The organism is Qipengyuania pelagi, from assembly GCF_009827295.1.
GTDB classification, from domain to species: Bacteria; Pseudomonadota; Alphaproteobacteria; order Sphingomonadales; family Sphingomonadaceae; genus Qipengyuania; species Qipengyuania pelagi.
On sequence record NZ_WTYD01000001.1, the window covers coordinates 1 to 21697 of the forward strand.

The window sequence follows — 21697 nt, forward strand, 5'->3', positions numbered from 1 at the left end:
TCAGCAACGAGAAATGACGTAGCAATCCAGGTGCCTTCGGCGCCTGTGGCACCGATCTCGCCCTGAATGACGGGGAGTGCGGAATTGACGATTGATATGTCCAGCGTCGCGAGCATGGCGCCAAGCGCGCCCGCGGCCACAGCGACCCAGGCAGTCACGTCTGCGTTCTTTCGGCCCCCGGCCGGCCCGATCGAAGTGTCCTGCGCTGCCAGTATCTCGGTCATTGAGTCCGACTCGAGATCTCTTCCAATTCGCCGGCAGCATTCCGGGTGTCGACCGTAGCCACTACCGACATGCCGGGAACGAGCAGACGCCGCACTTCAGGGGGAGCATCGATACCGATGCGGACGGGTATCCGTTGAACGATCTTGGTAAAGTTGCCGGTGGCATTTTCGGGGGGGAGGATGGAAAATTCCGCGCCCGTTCCCGGCGATATGCTGTCCACTCGTCCCGCGATCTCAAGGTCTGGCAGGGCGTCAACTTCGAGCCTGACGCTCTGGCCGGCCCGGATGAGGCCGACCTGCGTTTCTTTGAAGTTCGCGGTCACGTAGATCGCGCTCACCGGAACCACCGTCATCAAACGTTGACCCGGTTGCACGAACTGGCCCACCCTGACCGAGAGATCGCCGACTCGGCCGGCCTTGCTGGCGCGCAGCAAGGTCGATTCAACCGTAAGGTCGGCTGTTTCCAGCTGAGCGCGAGCAGCGTCCGCCTGCGCCTGGGTCTGGCTGATCTGCTCGAACAGGGTCCCCCGGCGAGCGGTCGCGGCAGCCACCGCCGCCTGCGCAGCGGCGAATTCGGCCCGCGCCTGCCGCGCCTGCGCCTCATACTGGTCTAGCTTTTCCCGCGGTTCGGCTCCTGTCGCGGCAAGGGGCCGATATCGCGCCACCTGGTCGTTCGCGAGGTCCAGTGCCGCGCTCGCGGCGGCGAGTTGGGCCCGCGCCTGGCGAATGGCTGCATCCTGTTCGGATACCTGAGAACGGATTGTGTCGGCACCGGCCAGGGTCGCAGCGATCTGTGCGCGCGCCTGCTGCGCTTGCGCCTGATAATCCCGCAGATCCAGTTGTACGAGGGCTCCGCCGCGAGCTACTTGCTCGTTCTCCCCTACGAAGACCTCTTCGACGTATCCCGCTACCTTGGAAGAGATAACGACGCTGTCGGCAGCGACATAGGCGTTATCGGTCGACTGCATGTACTGTCCGTAGGTTACGTGCCGGTAGTACCACCAGATCCCGCCAAGCAGCACGGCAAGACCAACGATGATTAGCACGATGCGCAAGCTACGCCGCGATTGCGGTTTCGTTGGGGTTGTGCCCTCCTGCTCCGGTTGGTTGGAGTTATCGGTCATCTGACTCTTTCGGCAGCCTCAGTAAAAGGTGAACGCGTCTCGCGCCCTATGAGCCGTGAGTCAGATAGTAAAGGCATTTAGCAGTTTGCATTTGGGCATCCGAGGCTATCCGACTACACAGCCCTATGGATGAAAAACCAGATACCATGTCACGGTCTCAGCGTCGGCAGAAGATCATCACCGATGATGACCGCATTCTCTATCTTATGGACGAGATCAGTCGCGGCGCGCGCAGAGTGTACGATGCGAGGGTCGCCAGGATCGGTCTCAATCAGACACAGTGGAGGATCATCGGACAACTTCTTCGCGATCCTGCCCTTACGCAGGCTGAAATCGCCAAGAAACTGGAACTGGAATCGGCGACCATCGGCCAGGCGGTTGCAGGTCTTTGCGCACGCGGGCTGATGAAAAGGCTTCGAGCTGAGACGGATCGGCGAGCGTGGCAGCTCATCCTCACGGAGCAGCTAGATGATATGCTGCCCGAACTGAGAGGCTCCGCGGATAGGCTTCATGATCTGCTTTGGCGCGACATTGCCGCCGACGAGAAGCAAACGTTGCAGCAGATTCTTGCAAGGGTATCGGAAAATCTGGACCAACTCCGGGCCGAGGCTGAGTAATATCATGGCATCGCCCCCGGAAAAGCCTATCAGCAGCATCGCTCGCGCCGCGGAGATCGGCCGAATCTTAATGAGGCACGGTGCGAAGACTCTCGCCGGAGCCCTCGGATTTATTCCCTCTTCGAGCAATGTCATCGATCCTCGCGAATTTCGTCCGGCCGCAGTTGTCGCGTTCCTCCGTGACATCGGGCCAGTCGGCATAAAGCTGGGGCAGCTCCTCGCCACCCGAAGCGATCTGTTTACCGAACACTGGATCACTGCATTCTCAACCCTGCACGATCAGGTGTCGCCGGTGCGCTTCGCACATATCGAGCCCGTACTTGCTTCAAGCTGGGGTGAGGACTGGCGGAACGACTTTGCGCAGTTCGACGAACAGCCTCTGGCGTCCGCCTCGATTGCACAGACCTATTCCGCCAAGCTACGGGACGGTAGCGAGGTCATCGTGAAAGTTCGCCGCCCGGGCACCGCCGCGCGCATGGAAGCCGATGTGCGCCTGCTTGTGCGTCTTGCCGAGATCGCGGAAGCACGCTCGCCTGACATCGCGCGTTACCGGCCAGTCGAGTTTCTGCGGACCTTCGGCCGCAATCTTGCCTGGGAGATGGACCTCGCTGCGGAATCCCGAGCCTGCGAGCGGATCGGCGCATATCTCGAAACCATCGGCGTCAGGACCCCGGCCATCCATTGGGAACTGACCGGGCTGCGGGTGAACGTTCAGGAACGCCTGTACGGCAGGCCCGCGTCTTCGCTGGGCGCCTCATCGGGCGATCCGGAGGTGGCGGCGTTCGCCAAGTGCTATGCCAACGCAGTCCTGCGCATGATCATTCTGAACGGCGAATTCCACGGCGACCCTCATCCCGGCAATGTTTTCCTGATCGGCGAGCAGGATGTCGGCTTCATCGACTTCGGATCGGTCGGGACGCTCACCAAGGCCAGGCGCGACGAAATCGTCCGCCTCGTGCTTGCGATTGCTGGTGAGGAAACCAGCGATGTCGCGGATGTCCTGCTCGCATGGGCGGGGGAGCCGAAGGTGGATCGCGATGCGCTCGCGGTGGATCTGGATCAGTTGATTGGAGAGTTCAGGGGGACCGTGCTATCTGGCATCGAGTTCTCGCAGATTTTTTCCCGCGTTTTCGATCTGTTGCGGGATTATCGACTGGTTCTGCCACCTGATCTGGCCATTCTTCTGCGTACCTTGTTGACTGCAGAGGGCTTCGTCCGATCGCTGGCACCGGACTACAACATCGCCGAAGAGACCCGGCCGATCATGACGGAGCTTCTCGCCGAGCGGTTCTCGCTCGGCAGCGCTCGGTCGGGTTTGAAGAGACTTCGCGGTCAGCTGCTGGGGTTGTCGGCGTCCTTGCCCGACATACTTGCCACTGCGAACTCGATCGCAAAGTCAGGATATGTGCCGGTTCAGCTCGATCCGCTCAGTATCGAGCAGCTCGCTGGACTTCGCAATGAGCGTCAGTCCTTGAAAGGCCCTCTAGCTGCCGCATTGATCATAGCTAGCGCGTTGCTTGTCGATCAATCCTGGCTTCTGGCTGGCGGCGCGCTTGTGATTGCTGGGGTGGTGCTCATCCGAAAGTCATAATGAAGGAGCAACTTAATTCGTGCACGGTCACGATACGGCAAAGCCGAACTTAACGAGGATTTCATGCGCCTCACTTCAGCGACCAAGACGCATCGCGAAGAAAATTTTTCGACCTATTGCGATTGAAGGCTTATTTTCCTCAATCAGACGAAACTTTGGAACGGCAGCTTTCAGGCGTGTCCTCGCCTGACTTTATGGCCGCTATGAGGGCGCATTGCGGACCGGCTGCAAGTGGGCCGGAAACGGACGGTCCGGTTTGAGGCGACGGTGCGCGATAGCTGACATTGAGCGTACGACCTAAACTGTAGACGTTTTAGAACCCTCGGTTCATTCCTCTTTGCAGCCCTTCGAAAATAGTTATCCCTGACTTGCCGAGCCGAAAAGGCGTCCATTCGCGTTGATAAGAAATGCCGCGAAGATCATCGAAATGACGATTGCACCGAGCAGGGGCTGACCGATCTTTTCCGAGATGACGTTCTGCGAAAGTGCCAGTGTCAGGATCAGCAAACCAAACTCGCCACCATGCGCCAATATCGCGCCGGTTCGCGCGGCCACTTCGGTAGGCTCTCGCAGCAGGCGTGCGAGTGCAAAGACGATTAGACCTTTACCAACGATAAGCGCGGTAACGAAGCCGGCAACCAGACCGGCATTGGGAACGATGACCGAAAGATCGACGCGCAGCCCCACCGAGACAAAGAACAGGCCGAGCAGCACTGCACGAAACGGCGCGATATCGGTCTCGGCGTCGTCCTTGAAACGGGTCTCACCAAGGATCATTCCTGCGAGAAAAGCGCCCAGGGGCGGCGATAAACCGATCTCATGCGCCGCCCAGGCAGCTCCGATGACAATGGTGAGCATGGCAAGCATGAAGAGTTCGCGCGAACCGGTGCGATGGACCAGCGACACAATTCTCAACAGTAGGCGTCGGCCAATAACGAGTGCTGCGCCGAACGCGAGCACCGCGATGCCAAGCCTTGCACCCAGCTCGCTCCAGACCCCCGCATCGATATCGGTCATCGATTGCGCGGGTGTAGACAGTCCATAGGTCGCGATATCGGCCCCGGCGTCGTGGCTGCTCCCGACCACGCCCAGCGCCGCAACGAGGACAAGGAATGGTAAGGTCGCCAGGTCCTGAAACAGGAGGGTCCCGACCGATGCTCGCCCGTGGCGAGTATCGAGTTCGCCCTGGTCGGTGAGCTGGCGGATCGTGATCGCTGTCGATGACATCGCGACCGCGCCTCCAAGAAGAACGGCTGCCAGGAACGAAACCCCTGCGGCTAATGCCAATCCGGCAACGATCACACTGGTACAAAGCACCTGCAGGCCGCCGAGCCCCAGCACTGCGCGGCGCGAGGCCAGAAGAACCGGCAACGAGAATTCCAGGCCCACATTGAACATGAGAAAGACGATGCCGATCTCTGCAAGCAGCTCGAGCTGCGGGCTCGCTTCGAGCAGGCCAATCCCGGTTGGACCGATCAGGAGCCCAACCAATATGTATCCGATGAGCGTGGGCGCCCCGATCCGCTGCAGCACAAGTGTGACGATGAGACTTGCCGCAAGAAGCACTGTGACGATGGTGAGCAGATCGGTCATCGACAGGCTCTCACACGTAAATCCACCAGATGGCGATGCATGTGGCGAGGCCCACGACGATATTCATGGGCAGGCCGATCTTGAGGAAGTCGACGAACCGGTATCCGCCCGTCGCATAAACGATCGTGTTAGTCTGGTACCCGATCGGAGTGGCGAAGCTCGCCGAGGCGCCGAACATGACCACAAGAAGCAGGGCGCGGGTATCCACCCCGACGCTGTTTGCGAGGTCGATGACGATGGGCGTCATGATAACGGCAACCGCGTTGTTGGTGACCACCTCGGTCAGAAACGAGGTGAGCGCATAGACGAGGATCAGCACCAGGAAGATCGGGAGAATGGTGAGCGCGGGTTCGACGGCGTCGACGATCAGGTCGACGGTGCCGGCTCCTTGCAGTCCGAGACCGATCGCCAGCATTCCGAAGATGAGAACGATCACGTTACCTTCGATAGCGTGCCAGGCCTCTTCCGGATCGATGCAGCGCGTGAAAAGAACGAGTGTGACCCCGAGAATGGCGAGCAGGTCGATGGGCGCGACCTGTAGAGCGGCGAGAGCGATGATCGCGAACATGGTCGCGATCGCAATCGGCGCCTTGTACCGACGATAAGGGCGAATATCGGGTTCATCGATATCGATGAGATTGACGTTGTCGCGAATGTCTGCCGCGGCTTCCGGCGGGCAGCGGATCAGGAGTTGGTCAGCGGGGCGGACGCGCACGGTTTCGAGCGTGGGGCCGGGTAGATGCCGCGGACGTGAAACCCCAAGAACTCGCGCGCCGCTCCGATTGAGAAACGGAATGTCGGTCAGCTGCTGGCCGATCGCAGGGTGCGATGGCCCGATGGATGCTTCTACGACCCGATCGTCGGGCGAATTGGCAATTTCGCGCTTGGCAAGACCGAGATCGGCACCGAGTTCCTCGCTCAACCCCAGCAGTTCGGCCTGGTCCGCAGCGACAACCAGTTCATCGCCTGCGGCCAGTTCGAACGTCGGATCGGGATTGCGAGTGAGGTGGCCACTTCTTCTGACGGCGAGCAGCCGAACTCCGGAGCGCTGCAACCCACCAATACTCTTAAGGCTCCGTCCGACCCAAGGGCTAGCCGCGCCTATCTGAATGCGGGTCAGATACCGCTCCTCGATCGGCCGAGCGCCAGAGCGATCCATTGGCCCGTCGTTATCGGGAAGAAGCCAACGACCGAGGAGGAGCAAGGTGCCGATCCCAGCTCCCGCAGCGATGAGCCCGATACCGGTCAGTTCGAATATTCCGAACGGCGCCTCTCCCGCGCGTTGCGCAACCCCGTCCACGATAAGGTTGGTCGAGCTTCCCAAAAGGGTCAGAGACCCGCCCATGATCGAGAGATAGGAGAGCGGAATAAGCAGTCGCTGCGCGCTCGATCCGGCGACAGCGGCAATCCGCCGCACGATGGGAGCAAGGACGATGACTACCGGTGTGTTGTTCACGAGCGCCGAAGCGAAAAAGGTACCGCCAAGAAGCTCGGTGATCGAACGTTTGGGTGTGCGCTCGGCGCGCCGCGTGGCGATACTGGCAAGCGCTTCGATGACGCCGGTGCGGACGAGCGCGGCGGAGAGGACGAACATCGCGCCGATCGTCACCGGTGCGGGGTTGCCGAACACCGCTTGAAGCTCGCTGCGTGGCAGATAACCGAATGCGAGCATCACGCTCGCTCCGGTCAGAGCTATTGTCACCGGCGCCAGTCGCTCGGATAGGAATGCAGCAAAGACGAGCGCCAGTATCGCCAGCCCGATCCAGGCTGAGTTGCTTTCTACAAAGGCACTCACTGCTGTCATTCGATTTTGTTGCTTTACTATTGTCGATCCTGCACCGCTCATGGGAACAATTTCAGTGCCTAGCGCGTCAAATCATGGGACCTGAAACGCTCCAGAGACAAGAGGATGATACGCACCGATAAGACAGGCTTGGGGCACAATCTTCCGCCCCGTCACCCGAAACAACCGGGCACCAATCTTACAGTCAGCGAGATCCCGGCGGCGCGCATCTATCGAGAGCCCAAATCCGTGATGCAAGGCGGTTCCCGCAAACGGCCATGGGTGCTCGAATTTCCTGCTTCGCGCCCCTTGAGTGCCGATCCGCTTACCGGTTGGACACGTAACGATGATCCTTTCCGGCATGTCCGCTTGAACTTCCCGAACCGCGAAAGCGCAGTTGCCTTTGCCGAAAGACAGGATTGGGATTACCAGGTGCGCTAGACCAAACCGGCAATTCGAAGCCCTTGAGTTGAGGAAGGAGCGACCGGATTTCCCGGTCGCTCCACTTCAGGCCTCTTAGTGGCGCGTTTCCTGATTGATCGGAATACGCCGCCCCGAGAGCGACATCTGCTCATCATGCGGCAGATGGATCCTGAGGACGCCGTCGCGGAACTCCGCGCTCACCTTGTCCTCCTGGATGCCCTGCGGCAGGCTCATCCGGCGTTCGAATTGGCCGTAGAAGCGTTCGGAATACCCGCTTGCCTCATCGCCGTCCTCGGAGCGTCGCTCCCCGCGAATGACCAGCATACCGTCATCAAGCGAGAGCTCGATGTCGTCTTCCGACATGCCCGGGACTTCCGCTGTGACGAGCAGTTCGCCGTCCTTGCGGCGGACTTCGATGTTTGGCCAGCTTGGCGTCGATGCGAAACTGGGCAGGCCGAACGAACCGAAGGCCTGATCGAACAGCCGGTCGATATCGCTTCGCAGCGTCGAGACCGGATCGCTGCGTTCGTCCCGCCGAGCGACCGGAAGACGCTCTTCGTTGCGAGACCATGGAATCAAGTCACGTACATTCATCTTCTTCTCCTTTCACTTTGCGTTACAAACGAGGGTGAGGGATGCCGCCGGGGGTCGTGCGAACACCCCTCGTTAGATGCCGACACAATCAGTGCCGGCAAACTGAAGTCGAGCCATCGCACTTTCGTTCAGGCGGGCGAAGCAACATTGCTGTCGCCACTTGGTTCGTCCTTGTCGGTTTGATCCCGGCTGCGCTGATATTCGCGCAACCGGAAACCAAGCGCTCCCAAGACGATAGCAGCGCACAGCGCGTAGCCACCTATCAGATAACCTGCTGCGATGAGCCGTGATCGCTTTCTGCGTCTCGCTCAACGCTTCAGTCGCTTCCGCGAGAAGCTCGGCGCGGCGCTCGGAGAGTGTCTCATCGGTTTGCGCCTGGACATCGGCCTCCACTTCCTCGGTGGTTTTGACCGGTTCGATTTGGGTCTCAGCCTCCTGAGCGCACGCGGCAGTCGGGAAGGCCAGTGAAAGAGCGGCGGTCGCCGCCACGAGTTTCGATTTGCGCAGCATGATTATCCTCCTTTCGTTCGCTGCAAGGGAGCGTCGTTCGTGCGACGCTCTTTCGAGCTGCATGGCGGACAGGGTCATCCAATGAGGGCGGAGGTCGCTGATTTATTGTCTATCGCACACCACTCGTCGCCCGACCGGTCGACCCGGCCAGCCATGCCTCCCCGTCCGGCCCGAGTACTGGTGCACCCGACCCGGCGAGGATTTGCTCGAAGATCCAGGCTTAGGCCGCTTTCTTCTCGGCCTTGTCCTTCGACTTGCCGTCGGTGATCTGCGGCGCGTTGTCGTTGCCGCTTGCACCGATTTCGATCTTGCGCGGCTTCATCGCTTCGGGAACGACGCGCTCGAGCGAAAGCGTCAGCATACCGTTCTCGTAGCTCGCATCCTGGACTTCGACATAGTCGGCCAGCTGGAACCGGCGCTCGAACGCGCGCGTCGCAATCCCGCGATGGATCACCTCGACGCCGTCTTCATCCTTCTCGGCCTTTTCGCCGGAGATGATGAGCTGGTTCTGCTGAGCGGTGATGTCGATCTCGTCCGGACTGAAGCCGGCCACCGCGAGCGTGATGCGATAGCTTTCTTCGCCTGTTCGGGCGATATCGAAAGGTGGATAGCCGTCCTGCGTATCGACGCGAGAGCTTCGCTCGAGTGCGTCGAACAGACGGTCAAAACCGACGGTGGAGCGCCGGTAGGGGGTAAAATCGAATGCAGTTCTCATTTCCAAATCCTCCTTGTTGAGCAATCTGGGCACGAGAAGCGTCAGCGAACGAAAGAGCTGACGCTCTAATGTCCAACCAGACCTATTATGGCATCCGGCAATTTCTGATTTAGTAAGGTCAAAAGCGGTTTCAAGAGTCGAAATGCAGATTTTTATGCCTTTAATTCAGATGCTTGAAAGAAAAGCAGGCGCGCCCTTTCGAGCGCGCCTGCCAGTCTGCCAAGACTGAATTCTGGCGGTTCAGTAGTCCATTGCCGGCATCGGTGCCGGTGCATCTTCCTTAGGAAGTTCGGCCACGAGCGCCTCGGTCGTAATGAGCAGTGAGGCGACCGATGCCGCATCCTGCAGCGCCGTTCGAACGACCTTCGCCGGATCGATCACACCCGACTTCACCAGGTCTTCATACTCACCGGTCGCGGCGTTGAAGCCATGGTTGTAGTCGTCGCCTTCGAGCAGCTTGCCGACGATGTAGGCACCGTCTTCGCCTGCGTTCTCCGCGATCTGGCGGGCCGGGGCGCGCAGCGCACGGCGAACGATGTCGATGCCTGACTGCTGGTCATCATTGGCAGCCTTGAGACCTTCGAGCGACTTGAGCGCCCGCAGCAGAGCGATCCCGCCACCGGGAAGGATGCCTTCTTCGACCGCTGCACGGGTCGCATGGAGCGCATCGTCGACACGGTCCTTGCGTTCCTTGACCTCGACCTCGGTCGCGCCGCCAACGCGGATGACGGCCACACCGCCTGCGAGCTTGGCCACGCGCTCTTGCAGCTTTTCGCGGTCGTAGTCGCTGGTCGTGGTCTCGATCTGGGCACGGATCTGGCTGACCCGGGCGTCGATGTCGGCCCTGTTGCCGGCACCATCGACGATGGTAGTGTTGTCCTTGTCGATGATGACCTTCTTGGCCCGGCCGAGCATGCCAATCGTGACGTTCTCGAGCTTCGTACCAAGTTCCTCGCTGACAACATTGCCGGCGGTAAGGATTGCAATATCCTCCAGCATGGCTTTGCGGCGATCGCCGAAGCCGGGTGCCTTAACTGCCGCGACCTTCAGGCCGCCACGCAGCTTGTTGACAACGAGGGTTGCTAGGGCTTCGCCTTCGACGTCCTCGGCGATGATCAGCAACGGCTTGCCCGACTGCACGACCTGTTCGAGTAGCGGGATCAGCGCCTGCAGGTTCGACAGCTTCTTCTCGTGAATGAGGATGTACGGATCCTCGAGTTCCACCTTCAGCTTCTCGGCATTGGTTACGAAATAGGGCGAGAGGTAGCCGCGGTCGAACTGCATGCCCTCGACCGTTTCGAGCTCGGTTTCGAGGCTCTTGGCTTCCTCGACCGTGATCACGCCTTCGTTGCCGACTTTGTCCATGGCTTCGGCAAGGATGCGACCGACGGTTTCGTCGCCATTGGCGGAAATGGTCGCGACCTGTGCGATTTCGCTGTTGGCGGATACCGTCTTGGCGTGGCTTTCGATGTCCTTGACGACAGTGCCAACCGCAAGATCAATCCCGCGCTTAAGGTCCATCGGGTTCATGCCCGCAGCAACAGCCTTCGCGCCTTCGCGAACGATCGCTTGAGCGAGAACGGTGGCGGTGGTGGTGCCGTCACCCGCCTTGTCGTTCTGCTTGCTGGCGACTTCGCGCAGCATCTGTGCGCCCATGTTTTCGAACTTGTCCTTGAGTTCGATTTCCTTGGCGACGGTGACGCCGTCCTTGGTGATACGAGGGGCACCGAAGCTCTTCTCGATCACCACGTTGCGGCCCTTGGGGCCGAGAGTTACCTTGACCGCATTTGCAAGCGTATCCACGCCGCGGAGCATGCGATCACGCGCATCCGACGCAAATTTTACTTCTTTCGCAGCCATCTGGCCTGCTCCTTTCTCTTCCTTCGATTGAACCGAAGATCGGGTTGGTTGCTTACGCCGCCTTCTTGAGCTCGGCGGTGGTTTCGATGATGCCGAGGATGTCGCTCTCCTTCATGATGAGCAGGTCCTCGCCTTCGATCCGCACTTCGGTGCCGGACCACTTGCCGAACAGGATGCGGTCGCCCGCCTTGACGGCGAGTTCCACCAGCTTCCCGGCATCGTCACGCGCACCTGGGCCAACGGCGACAACTTCGCCTTCCATCGGCTTTTCTTTGGCAGTGTCGGGAATGATAATGCCGCCAGCGGTCTTCTCTTCCGCCTCAAGGCGACGAACCAGCACGCGATCGTGCAAAGGTTTAAAGTGCATGCATAACCTCCATTACAAAGCAATATGAACACGGAAATCTCCCCCATTTTCGGCAGGAGATTTTCGCGATCTAGTTCCGGCGGAAGCGGCTTCAAGAACCTCTCGGCGAGAAATTTGCACAGCTCGGCGACGCATGAATCGCCATGGATTGGCGCCGCATTCACATGATTCATTCGTATGCATCAGAGATATTGAAACGAAAGACCTGTTCACTAGTTTTTGGGAAGTTTCTCTAGGTTGGAGGATAAACAGTGAACATTATGAGAACTTTCATTCTGCTCGCTGCCCTGACCGCGCTGTTCATGGGCACAGGCTACATGATTGGCGGGACCGGCGGCGCTCTCATTGCGCTCATTATCGCGGGCGCGATGAATTTCGTGACTTATTGGAAGGCAGACAAGATCGTTTTGTCGATGCACAAGGCGCGCGAGGTGAACGCGAGGACCTCGCCCGATTTCTACAGCATCGTCGCGATCCTGGCTCAGCGCGCCGGTCTTCCCATGCCGAAAGTCTATGTGATCGACAGCCCACATCCCAACGCGTTCGCAACAGGCCGCAATCCTGAAAACGCGGCGGTCGCGGCTACGACGGGCTTGCTGGACATGTTGTCGCGCGATGAAGTCGCAGCGGTAATGGCGCACGAACTCGGCCATATCCAGAACCGCGATACGCTCATCATGACGATGGTGGCGACCATCGCTGGTGCGATTTCCATGCTGGCGAACTTCGGCATGATCTTCTCGAGTGATAGCCGGAATAACCCGCTGGCGCTGATTGGAGCGATACTGCTCGCTCCGTTCGCGGCGATGATCGTGCAAATGGCAATCAGTCGGACGCGCGAGTTCGGTGCGGACCGAGCGGGAGCTGAGATTTGCGGAGATCCCGATGCACTAGCCTCGGCGCTGCGCAAGATTTCTCACGCGGCGCGCCAGGTGCCGAACCCGGTGACCGAGCGGAACCCAGCTGCCGCCCAACTCTACATCGTTCCGACGCATGTGGGCGAGCTGTTCTCGACCCATCCCGCGACCGAGCGCCGGATTTCGGCACTGCGTGAATTGAAGCGCAGCACGCTGAGGCGGAACAGCTTTCCAGCGAACGCCCCTCGCTGGGCGGCAGGTATGAGGTCGAGCACTTCTTCCGACGGGCGGCAAAGCTTCACCCCGAGCGTTGAAACCACCAGCGGGCGGTTGATAAGGATGGGATGCTCCATCATCGCGTCGATGAGCTGCATGTCCGACAAGGCCAGATCGTCGAGACCGAGTTCGGCAAAGGGCGTGCCCTTTTCACGCAGCAGCTCGCGAGGGGTGATGCCGGCCCGCGCAATCAGGCTTTCGAGCATTGCGCGCGACGGCGGCGTCTTGAGGTATTCGACAACGTGCGGCTCGATCTTGGCATTGCGGATCATGGCGAGCGCGTTGCGCGAGGTCCCGCATTCGGGATTGTGATAGATGACGATGTCGAAGGTCATTGGGCGCCCTTGGCCTTGGTGCTGGCACCTTCCTCGCGCCCGATCTCGGCGAGTTTGCTGCGCATTGCCATCTCGTCGATGGTCTTGATCGGCAGCATCAGGAACAGTTCGATCCGACGCTTGAGATAGCTCAGGGCATCGAGGAACGCCTTGCGTTGATCCTCGCCTTCGACGGCGGCGGGATCCTCCACGCCCCAATGGGCGGTGATAGGTTTGCCGGGAAATACGGGGCAGCTCTCGCCGGCGGCGTTGTCGCAAACCGTGAAGATGAAATCGAACTCGGGTGCACCTGGTTTCGTGAATTCATCCCAGCTTTTCGAATGCAGGCCGTCGGTCGGATAGCCGAAGTTGACCAGCACTTCGATCGCCATCGGATGCACATCACCCTTGGGCTGACTGCCAGCGCTGTAGGCAGCGAACTGGCCTTCGCCCATCCTGTTCATCAGCGCTTCGCCCAGAATCGAGCGCGCCGAATTCCCGGTGCAGAGAAACAATACGCTGTAAACCTTGTCAGACATCGGAACCTCGAAATGAGCGGTGGTTGGTGATCAGGGCTTGCAGGCAGCAATCTCGGAGAAATCGGCGCAGAGCAGCGGATCCCCCTGGCAGCAATCTTCCATCAGAAAGGCGAGCAGCTGCCGCATGCCGGCGTAATCCGCGCGGTAGCGGATCACCCGGCTCTCGCGCTGCGATGTCGCGAGGCCTGCCCGCTCGAGGTTGGCAAGGTGATGCGACATCGTGGAGGCGGGAACGCCGCAACCCTGCGCAATCTCGCCCGCCATCAGCCCGTTCGACCCCGCCTTCACAAGCATGCGGAAGACCGACAATCGCGTTTCGTGCCCAAGGGCTTGGAGGGCATCGACGGCCCAGATCTGATTGCCCTGTGTCATGCGAATCTCCGTTTGCTTTGAATGCGTCATAAGGCACCTGTGCACCGGCGCAATCGATAATTCGAGTATAATCGAAATTAAGTATTTCTCCCGAGTATTCTCCCCGACAGAAAAAAAGTTGCTCGCCAGAATTTGCGTGTATTGAGGGCGGCACGCTCGTCCTTTGAGGTTGATAGATTTTGCAAGAACTGAAGACGAAACAGGGCATCCGTCTCTCCTCCACCCGGTGGTCGATCATCGGCCTGCTGGTGGGCGTCGGGTTCTTCCTCGTCACGGCATATGCCGCCTACTCCAACGTGATCGGGATGCGGGAGAACGAGGCGCGTATCCGCAACACCCACGAGGTGCTCACGGCGCTCGACGAGCTGCTGATCGCGACCCTCAATGTGGAAAGTGGCCAGCGTGGCTTCGTCATTACGGGTGAGGAGGAATATCTCGAACCCTATCGAGCGGGAGTGGAAGATGTTCGCCGAAGCCTCCCCTCACTTGAAGCGCTGACGCAGGCCAACGAGGCTCAGGGCCAGAGCTTCGGCATACTTCGATCCGCGGTCGAAACCCGGCTCGGCCTCGCGGAACGTTCCGTCCAGGCGCGGCGTGACGAGGGCTTCGCGGCAGCCATAGAGATGATCGACAGCGATCGGGGCAAGATCGCCATGGACGCCATTCGACAGCAAATCGCGCAGATGAACGTCGAAGAAGGGCGGGAGCGCCAGCAGCGTGTCGAAGAACTCGCTGCGGCTTCGCGTGCCGCGATCCTCGGCGCCGTGATTACCAGCCTGATCGGCATCGGCCTGACGGTCGCCATCTTCATCATCATGGCAAGAAGTAACCGAACTCGCGAGCGGCAGGGCTGGCTACAGGCTGCACAGGTGGAATTGAGCGAGGCTATGCGCGGTGAGAAGACGGTGCCCCAGGTGGCTGCCGAAGTGCTTTCTTTTCTTGCCGAAAGAACCGGCGCGAATGCCGGCGCACTCTTCAAGGGCGAGAGCGGCACATTCGATCGCGTGGCCTCGCTTGGGGTTGCGGACAGCGCATCCGTGCCGGAGTCGTTCGGCCTGAACGAAGGCCTTCTCGGCAAGGTGGCAGCCGATGCGCGGGCCACCACGCTGTCGGACATACCTGCCGGCTATCTGAAAATCGGATCGGCGCTGGGCAGCGAAGCACCGAGACATCTCGTCGTGGCGCCGATCTTCAACGAAGGTTCGGTGAACGCAGTCGTCGAGTTCGGATTCTTCGATGCGGTGGATGATCGCGTGCTCGAACTTTTGGACAACGTCTCCGGCTCGATTGGCGTCGCGCTCCGCTCGGCGCGCTTCCGCGAACTATTGCAGGAAGCACTGGAGGAAACCCAGCGGCAGGCAGCCGAATTGCAGGCCCAAAGCGAAGAACTGCGGGTTTCCAACGAGGAGCTGGAGGAGCAGGGCAACGCTCTGAAGGAATCCCAGGCGCGCCTTGAACTCCAGCAAGTGGAGCTGGAACAGACCAACAGCCAGCTCGAAGAGCAGGCGCAGGCCCTCGAAGGCCAGCGCGACGAACTGAAGCGCGCTACGGCCGCCCTGCAGCTCAAGGCGCGTGAGCTGGAACAGGCGAGCCAATACAAGTCGGATTTCCTCGCCAACATGAGCCACGAGTTGCGCACACCGCTCAATTCGTTGCTGATCCTGTCCAAGCTGCTCGGAGACAACAGCGACGGCAATCTCACCGCCGACCAGGTCAAGTTCGCCCGCACGATAGAATCGTCCGGCAACGATCTGCTGAACCTCATCAACGACATCCTCGACCTGTCGAAGATCGAGGCTGGCCATGTCGAAATCGAGGCTGGCACGGTTTCGACCGACCGGCTGACCTCCGATCTGCGCAAGGTTTTCGAGCCGCTTGCACAGCAGCGCGGCCTGGAGCTCAGCATCGCACTGGAATCCGGTGCGCCGCGTTCGATCGAGACCGACCGGATGCGGCTGGAGCAGGTGCTGAAAAACCTGCTGTCCAACGCGATCAAGTTTACCGAGGACGGAAGCGTCACCCTGACCATATCGCCAGGCGAGAACGATATGGTCGACTTCGCCGTGGCCGACACCGGCATCGGCATCGACGAAGCACAGCGCGAGGCGATCTTCGAAGCCTTCCGCCAGGCGGACGGCACGATCAGCCGCAAGTTCGGCGGAACGGGACTGGGGCTGTCCATTTCGCGCGAGCTGGTCCGCCTGCTTGGCGGCAGCATCCGTCTCGAAAGCGAAAAGGGCAAGGGCAGCACCTTTATCGTCAGTGTGCCCGCCACATATGACCCCGCAATGGTTGCACCGAGGCAGCTTCCCTCTGCTGGCGAGGTAGCGACGGAGACGGCGCTCCCCCCCTCGTCCGCATCCGCCAGGCAAAAATCCGCAAAAGCGAGTGCGCCCGTGCTGGACGACGATCGCAAGGACCTTTCGGAAGACAAGCGGCTCCTGCTGGTGATCGAGGACGACACGACCTTTGCCGGTATCGTGTGCGACCTGTCGCGCGAGCTGGGCTTCCAGTGCATCATTGCCGGAACGGCGACCGAAGCCATCGAGCTTGCCCGCGAATATCGCCCGAGCGCGATCGTGCTCGATATCGGATTGCCCGATCAGTCCGGCCTGACCGTGCTCGACCGGCTCAAGCACGAGGAAGAAACGCGCCATATCCCGATCCACGTGATATCCGGGACGGACCAGAGCCAGACCGCGCTGGCGCTCGGCGCGATCGGCTTTCTCGAAAAGCCAGCCCCGCGCGAACGTTTGGCCGAAGTGCTCTCGGGCTTGCAGGAGAAACTGGCTTCGCGCGTGCGGCGCGTGCTGATCGTGGAGGATGACAAGGTCCAGCGCGAAGCGGTGGCCAGCCTGCTCGGTTCGCAGGATGTCGAGACCGTGGGTGTCGGCACCGCAGCCGAATGCCTCGAGGAATTGCGCGAGGGGCAATACGACTGCATGGTTCTCGACCTCGCTCTGCCCGATGCGTCGGGGTTCTCGCTGCTCGAAACCTTGAGTGAGGAACGGGACGGGCCCCTTCCGCCGGTCATCGTCTATACCGGCCGCGACCTGTCGGCCGACGAGGAGCAGCGCCTGCGCCGCTATTCCAGTTCGATCATCATCAAGGGTGCCAAGTCGCCCGAGCGGCTGCTGGACGAGGTATCGCTGTTCCTCCATCGGGTCGTATCGGACCTTCCACCCGAACAGCGCCAGATGATCGAGAAGGCGCGCCATCGCGACGCCGCGCTGGAAGGACGGCGCATACTGATTGTCGAGGACGACGTGCGCAATGTCTACTCTCTCACCAGCATCCTCGAGCCGCGCGGTGCGCTGACGCAGATCGCGCGCAACGGGCAGGAGGCGCTCGACGCGCTCGGCGAGGCTGCGGACGATCCCGATAAGGCCATCGACCTCGTGCTGATGGACGTGATGATGCCGGTGATGGACGGCCTTACCGCCGCCCGCGCGATCCGCGCCGATGCGCGCTGGAAGAAGCTGCCGATCGTTATGCTTACTGCCAAGGCGATGCCCGACGATCAGCAAAAATGCATCGATGCAGGCGCCAATGATTACATGGCCAAGCCGATCGATGTGGACAAGCTGCTGTCGCTGGTGCGCGTATGGATGCCCCGGTGATGAGCGAAAGTATCGAGGATATCGAGATCCAGCTGCTGCTGGATGCCGTCTATCGCCATTATCACTACGATTTCCGGCACTACGCCCGGGCGTCGATCAAGCGGCGGCTACTGCAGGCCCGCAGCCAGTGGGGATACGACAGCATCTCTGATATCCAGTCGGCCGTGCTCCACGATGAGAACATCCTCCCGCAACTGCTGAATTTCCTCACGGTGCAGGTCAGCGAGATGTTCCGCGATCCATCCTATTTCCGCGCGCTGCGCGAGAAGGTCGTGCCGCATTTGCGCACTTACCCCTCGCTCAAGGTATGGGTTGCAGGGTGCAGCCACGGTGAAGAGCTCTATTCCCTTGCCATTCTCTTTGCGGAAGAGGGGCTGTTCGAACGAACGATCTTCTATGCTACCGATATCAACCCCGCTGCCCTCCGCGCGGCGCAGGCGGGCATATATCCGCTCGACCGCATTCAACTGTTCACCGAGAACCACCGCCTTTCGGGCGGGCATAGCTCGCTGTCGGACCATTACACCGCGGACTACGACCGGGCCGTTTTCAGCAAATCGCTGCGAGAGCGCACTGTATTTTCGGACCACAGCCTGGTGACCGATTCAGCCTTTGGCGAGATGCACCTGATCTCCTGCCGCAACGTGCTGATCTACTTCGATCGCGAGTTGCAGGACCGGGTTGTGGGCTTGTTCGGGGAGTCGCTCGTGCGAGGCGGTTTCCTCGGCATTGGATCGAAGGAAAGCCTGCGCTTCTCGGAACACGCGGACTTGTTTGCGGAATTTGTCCGAGAGGAAAGAATCTACCGGAGGAGTGCGCAATGACCCTCCAGGCCGTCGTGATCGGAACTTCGGCTGGCGGCGTCCAGGCGCTGTCGCAGGTGCTCCCCAGGCTGCCGGCGGATTTTCCCGCGCCGGTTCTCGTGGTCGTCCATGTCCCGCCGAGGCTAAGCAATTCGCTCGTCGACCTGTTCGCCGCAAAGTGTCGGCTTCCGGTCAAGGAGGCGGAGGACAAGGAACCGCTCGCGCCCGGCACGATCTATTTCGCTCCGCCGGATTACCATGTGCTCGTCGAAGCCAGCGGGACCATCGCTCTGTCGTCCGACGAGCATGTGAATCACTCTCGCCCCGCGATCGATGTGCTATTCGAAAGTGCAGCCGATGCCTTTGGTCCGGAATTGGTCGGCATCGTCATGACCGGGGCAAACAGCGATGGGGCACAAGGCCTGCGGGCAGTTTGTGCTGCCGGTGGACAGGGTCTCGTGCAAATCCCCGCGACGGCAGAAGTCGCGACCATGCCTGAGGCCGCCCTGTCCGCCTGTCCCGACGCGCGGACGATGGCATTGGAAAGAATTGTTCCCGCTCTGGAGGCGATGATCGCGCGATGACCGATACTGTCAAATTCCTGCTGGTAGACGATCTGGAGGAGAACCTCCTTGCGCTGGAGGCGCTGCTGGCGCGTGAAGATCTTGAACTGCACAAGGCTCACAGCGGGGAGGAAGCTCTCGAACTGATGCTGGGCAACGAATATGCGCTTGCCCTGCTCGACGTGCAGATGCCTGGCATGGATGGCTTCGAATTGGCCGAAATCATGCGCGCAAACGAGCGTTCGCGGCATATTCCAATCATTTTCCTCACCGCAGGCAGCGGGGATGCGGCGCGCAAGTTCCGCGGATACGAGGCAGGCGCGGTCGACTTCATCCAGAAGCCAATGGAAGCCGACATCCTGCGATCCAAGTCGAGCGTCTTCTTCGATATGTTCATCCAGCGTCAGCAGATTATTTTGCAGCGGGACGAGTTGGCAAACTTGACCAAAGCGCTGCAAGCCGCCGACCAGCAAAAGAACCGTTTCCTGGGAGTGCTCGCCCACGAACTGCGCAACCCGCTGGCGGTGCTGGCGGCCGGGCTCAATTTCCTAGAACGTCCGAGAGAGGGTCTGGACCGCGAGACCGTCCACAAATCGATCAGGCAACACCTCGGTCACATGACCCGGCTTGTCGACGATCTGCTCGATATAAACCGTATCGAGCACGGCAAGATATCGCTGCGCAAGGAAAAGCTCTTCCTCGGCGACCTCATGCCGCAAGCACTGGAAATCGCAGGGCCGTCAATCGAGGCGGGAGGTCATGAACTTCTGGTGGATCTTCCCGAAGACCCGATCATGCTCGATGTAGATCCAGCTCGCTTTATCCAGATTGTTGGCAACATCGTCGGCAACGCGGCTCGGTATACACCCAATGGTGGCCGGATCGCTGTCACTGCTGCGAAGTTCAATGATCGCGCGACCCTGACAGTGTCGGATAACGGCGTAGGCATCCCGACCGAACAGCAAACGCTGATTTTCGAAATGTTCGAACAATCGGATAATGGTCTCGGGATCGTCAGTGATGGACTGGGGATCGGTCTCGCACTGGTGAAACAACTCGTCGAACTGCACGGCGGGGAAATACGCCTTGTCAAGAGCGCTCCGGGAGAAGGCAGCACGTTTGAGGTATGGCTGCCACTAGCTCAGCTAGAGTGAACTCGAATGCAGCCGCTTGCGAGCGATTGAGCTCCTTTCTCCGATCATCCATGACGAGATGCTCCCGGAATAAGAGACGCCCGCGGCAGGTATTCTCATGCATCCGGACGAAGCTCTTTGAGCGCTCGGCGCCAAGGGCGCGGACTGAAAGGATCCGCATTGAGGACGGCAGCTTTCAGGACAAAAAACCAAACCCCCGAATGACCGGAACCGGGGCGCAAAGCTGACATCACGGATTCTGAACTCCGAGGTGCTTGGGCTGCATGTCGCGAGCGACCTATAACCGGTTCTAAGTTCTTGCCGGTAGAGGTGCTATTATGTCCAACTCACACACGTCGATGCATTCGAACCGTGTCCAGAAGATCGTGTTTACGAACGATCAGATGGACCGGCGCGCAGTTTGGACAAACGCTCAAGGGTACGAGCATGCCTTCCGCAAGGTCTTGCGTCGGATGGGCTTCGAGCAATCCTTCCCCATGGAACTAGCGAGCGGTCACGGGTTCACAAATATTGCCTTAAGTGTGCTCGACTGCCAGCAGGCATCTGGATCGGGACCTCGGCTTCTCATTCCGATAGATCTTCAATCCCATCCGGACGAGCGTTTAATTGAAGCATCATTGGCCAGGTCGATCGGACTGATGCTAGCGGACGCGGAGATGTACGATCAGATATGGATCGATACCCACAGCGATCTCCAGTCAAGGTTTGCGAAAAGACCGGAGGCTTCCTTGGAAAAGCTGGATTTTACGGCGGGGCCTCATGACGGTCTGCTATTTCATGCCGAGTTTCTTCGGCTCAATCACGATTTTTCGACCACTCGATCGAGGCGGATCGCTTCCGATATCGAAGAGCTGATCGAGGCGATTGATTTCGACCTTCGCGAACATGATCGCAACGTCGGTGCCCTGACAGTCGACGAGCTGGGATCTTATCGAAGGAAGATTACAGGCCTTGCCGCCCACGTTCTCGAGCTTACTGGCATCAGCCCGGACGACCTGCCGTTGCTCTTCGATGGCGATGGTGATCGACCCTTCACATCAGTCGATGGCTCTCTCCCGTTTTCCGCAGGGCGGTTCTATTGGTCGAGAGGAACGCTCGAGTGCTCGCTCGAGATGCGCAAAGGGCGGTGCTGGATCGATGGCAGAAGGGTCATACTTTCGCACCCTTCCAACCTACCTGCGACAACCCTCTCTTCCAGTGTCGGACGGCCACTACACACACTGCTTCAGATTGAGGGGTTCGAACTCGAAGCGACTATCAAAAAGATACACGCGGACAGAGGTTGCATCGTACTAGAGATCGAAATTCCCACGAATGATTTTCCAAGTCACGTCGATTGAAAGGCAAGAATAGCTTCCAGTGATAATTCTGCAATTTGCGGCCGCGCGACCATGAGCAGGTTGGATATGCCTACACTCGCTCAGGCATTAGCTGTGGAAGAGCGCCTGAATGGCAGGAAATGGGCCGATTCCAAACTGTCTGCTGATCGGGTCGAATTTCGGAAAAGCAGCCGTTCGGCTACCGCCCCCAGAGCGGACTGTCCGTTCTTATCGACTTTATTGACTATGTCGACATTCGGGGCGGGGGGCCTAAGTCCTTGTGACGCGTTACCTTTGCATGAGCATCCTTCACACGCGACTAGGCCGCAGAAAACCCATCTGCTCGTCCACGGCTTGGGGGGAGCCGTCGGTCCTGGGATACGATCTCGCCTGCCCTCCACCAAGCGAGGATGGTGATTATCCTGGAACTGCCTGGCCACGGGCAAGCTCCCACACAGGCCGACAGCGGTACGTTCGAA

At 59.8% G+C, this 21697-nt stretch carries 18 protein-coding genes and 3 pseudogenes; 9 read left to right on the plus strand and 12 right to left on the minus strand.

The genetic code is table 11. The features are described 5' to 3' along the window. Positions 1–224 (minus strand): annotated as a pseudogene (locus GRI47_RS00005) (EmrB/QacA family drug resistance transporter); the annotation flags it as partial. Further along, entirely contained in the window at positions 221–1348 is a 1128-nt protein-coding gene (locus tag GRI47_RS00010; RefSeq protein WP_160659385.1) for an HlyD family secretion protein, read from the minus strand. The gene GRI47_RS00010 and the pseudogene GRI47_RS00005, both read right to left, overlap by 4 nt. Positions 1349–1473: 125 nt before the next feature. On the opposite strand from GRI47_RS00010, the gene GRI47_RS00015 reads away from it, so the two are divergent. Next, positions 1474–1965 carry a MarR family winged helix-turn-helix transcriptional regulator gene (locus GRI47_RS00015; protein WP_160659386.1) on the plus strand — a complete coding sequence of 164 codons (492 nt, stop codon included), beginning with the start codon at positions 1474–1476 and terminating at the stop codon, positions 1963–1965. A gap of 4 nt (positions 1966–1969) precedes the next feature. After that, entirely contained in the window at positions 1970–3556 is a 1587-nt protein-coding gene (locus GRI47_RS00020) for an ABC1 kinase family protein (RefSeq protein ID WP_160659387.1), read from the plus strand. Between the two features lie 357 nt (positions 3557–3913). On the opposite strand, the gene GRI47_RS00025 is transcribed toward GRI47_RS00020, so the two are convergent. Together GRI47_RS00025 and GRI47_RS00030 are read right to left on the minus strand one after the other, a co-directional pair. Beyond that, positions 3914–5149: a cation:proton antiporter domain-containing protein gene (locus GRI47_RS00025; protein ID WP_160659388.1), complete on the minus strand. Its 1236-nt coding sequence runs from the start codon at positions 5147–5149 to the stop codon at positions 3914–3916. 10 nt (positions 5150–5159) lie between these two features. Continuing rightward, the gene (locus GRI47_RS00030) at positions 5160–6953 is read right to left on the minus strand and encodes an SLC13 family permease (protein ID WP_160659389.1); all 1794 of its coding nucleotides are present in this window, start codon (positions 6951–6953) and stop codon (positions 5160–5162) included. 105 nt (positions 6954–7058) lie between these two features. Between GRI47_RS00030 and GRI47_RS00035 the strand changes: the two genes are divergently transcribed. Further along, the gene (locus GRI47_RS00035) at positions 7059–7373 is read left to right on the plus strand and encodes an NADH dehydrogenase ubiquinone Fe-S protein 4 (protein WP_160659390.1); all 315 of its coding nucleotides are present in this window, start codon (positions 7059–7061) and stop codon (positions 7371–7373) included. 75 nt (positions 7374–7448) lie between these two features. Here GRI47_RS00035 and GRI47_RS00040 read toward each other — a convergent pair whose 3' ends face one another. The 5 genes from GRI47_RS00040 to groES all read right to left on the minus strand — a co-directional run bounded on the left by GRI47_RS00040 (position 7449) and on the right by groES (position 11401). Then, complete coding sequence (locus tag GRI47_RS00040; protein WP_160659391.1) at positions 7449–7949, minus strand: Hsp20/alpha crystallin family protein; 501 nt, start codon at positions 7947–7949, stop codon at positions 7449–7451. Between the two features lie 72 nt (positions 7950–8021). Then, a complete protein-coding gene (locus GRI47_RS00045) occupies positions 8022–8459 on the minus strand; it encodes a hypothetical protein (RefSeq protein WP_160659392.1) in 438 nt (145 codons plus the stop codon). A gap of 220 nt (positions 8460–8679) precedes the next feature. Continuing rightward, positions 8680–9174, minus strand: coding sequence for an Hsp20 family protein (locus tag GRI47_RS00050; RefSeq protein ID WP_190788892.1), 495 nt, complete (start codon positions 9172–9174; stop codon positions 8680–8682). Between the two features lie 240 nt (positions 9175–9414). Next, positions 9415–11034 carry a chaperonin GroEL gene (gene groL / locus GRI47_RS00055; protein ID WP_160659393.1) on the minus strand — a complete coding sequence of 540 codons (1620 nt, stop codon included), beginning with the start codon at positions 11032–11034 and terminating at the stop codon, positions 9415–9417. 52 nt (positions 11035–11086) lie between these two features. Further along, complete coding sequence (gene groES / locus GRI47_RS00060; RefSeq protein ID WP_160659394.1) at positions 11087–11401, minus strand: co-chaperone GroES; 315 nt, start codon at positions 11399–11401, stop codon at positions 11087–11089. Between the two features lie 251 nt (positions 11402–11652). Between groES and htpX the strand changes: the two are divergent. Further along, a pseudogene (gene htpX / locus GRI47_RS00065) lies at positions 11653–12588 on the plus strand (zinc metalloprotease HtpX); the annotation flags it as partial. On the opposite strand, the pseudogene arsC reads toward htpX, so the two are convergent. From arsC to GRI47_RS00080, 3 genes and pseudogenes are all read right to left on the minus strand, one after another. Then, positions 12492–12869: pseudogene (arsC, locus tag GRI47_RS14870) on the minus strand (arsenate reductase (glutaredoxin)); the annotation flags it as partial. The pseudogenes htpX and arsC overlap by 97 nt on opposite strands. Next, a complete protein-coding gene (locus tag GRI47_RS00075; protein WP_160659395.1) occupies positions 12866–13387 on the minus strand; it encodes an arsenate reductase ArsC in 522 nt (173 codons plus the stop codon). The gene GRI47_RS00075 and the pseudogene arsC, both read right to left, overlap by 4 nt. Positions 13388–13417: 30 nt before the next feature. Continuing rightward, the gene (locus tag GRI47_RS00080; RefSeq protein ID WP_160659396.1) at positions 13418–13759 is read right to left on the minus strand and encodes an ArsR/SmtB family transcription factor; all 342 of its coding nucleotides are present in this window, start codon (positions 13757–13759) and stop codon (positions 13418–13420) included. A 176-nt stretch (positions 13760–13935) separates the two neighbouring features. Between GRI47_RS00080 and GRI47_RS00085 the strand changes: the two genes are divergently transcribed. The 5 genes from GRI47_RS00085 to GRI47_RS00105 all read left to right on the plus strand — a co-directional run bounded on the left by GRI47_RS00085 (position 13936) and on the right by GRI47_RS00105 (position 21239). Then, the gene (locus GRI47_RS00085; protein WP_419956990.1) at positions 13936–17379 is read left to right on the plus strand and encodes a response regulator; all 3444 of its coding nucleotides are present in this window, start codon (positions 13936–13938) and stop codon (positions 17377–17379) included. Next, on the plus strand, positions 17379–18203 hold the full coding sequence (locus GRI47_RS00090) for a CheR family methyltransferase (protein WP_160659397.1): 825 nt from the start codon (positions 17379–17381) through the stop codon (positions 18201–18203). Before GRI47_RS00085 ends, GRI47_RS00090 begins: the two co-directional genes overlap by 1 nt. Continuing rightward, positions 18200–18766 (plus strand): chemotaxis protein CheB, encoded by a 567-nt coding sequence (locus tag GRI47_RS00095; protein WP_160659398.1) that lies wholly within the window; start codon positions 18200–18202, stop codon positions 18764–18766. The genes GRI47_RS00090 and GRI47_RS00095 overlap by 4 nt, the downstream gene beginning before the upstream one ends. Next, positions 18763–19899: a hybrid sensor histidine kinase/response regulator gene (locus GRI47_RS00100; protein ID WP_160659399.1), complete on the plus strand. Its 1137-nt coding sequence runs from the start codon at positions 18763–18765 to the stop codon at positions 19897–19899. The genes GRI47_RS00095 and GRI47_RS00100 overlap by 4 nt, the downstream gene beginning before the upstream one ends. A 317-nt stretch (positions 19900–20216) precedes the next feature. Then, positions 20217–21239, plus strand: coding sequence for a hypothetical protein (locus GRI47_RS00105; protein WP_160659400.1), 1023 nt, complete (start codon positions 20217–20219; stop codon positions 21237–21239). The last annotated feature ends 458 nt before the right edge of the window (positions 21240–21697 follow it).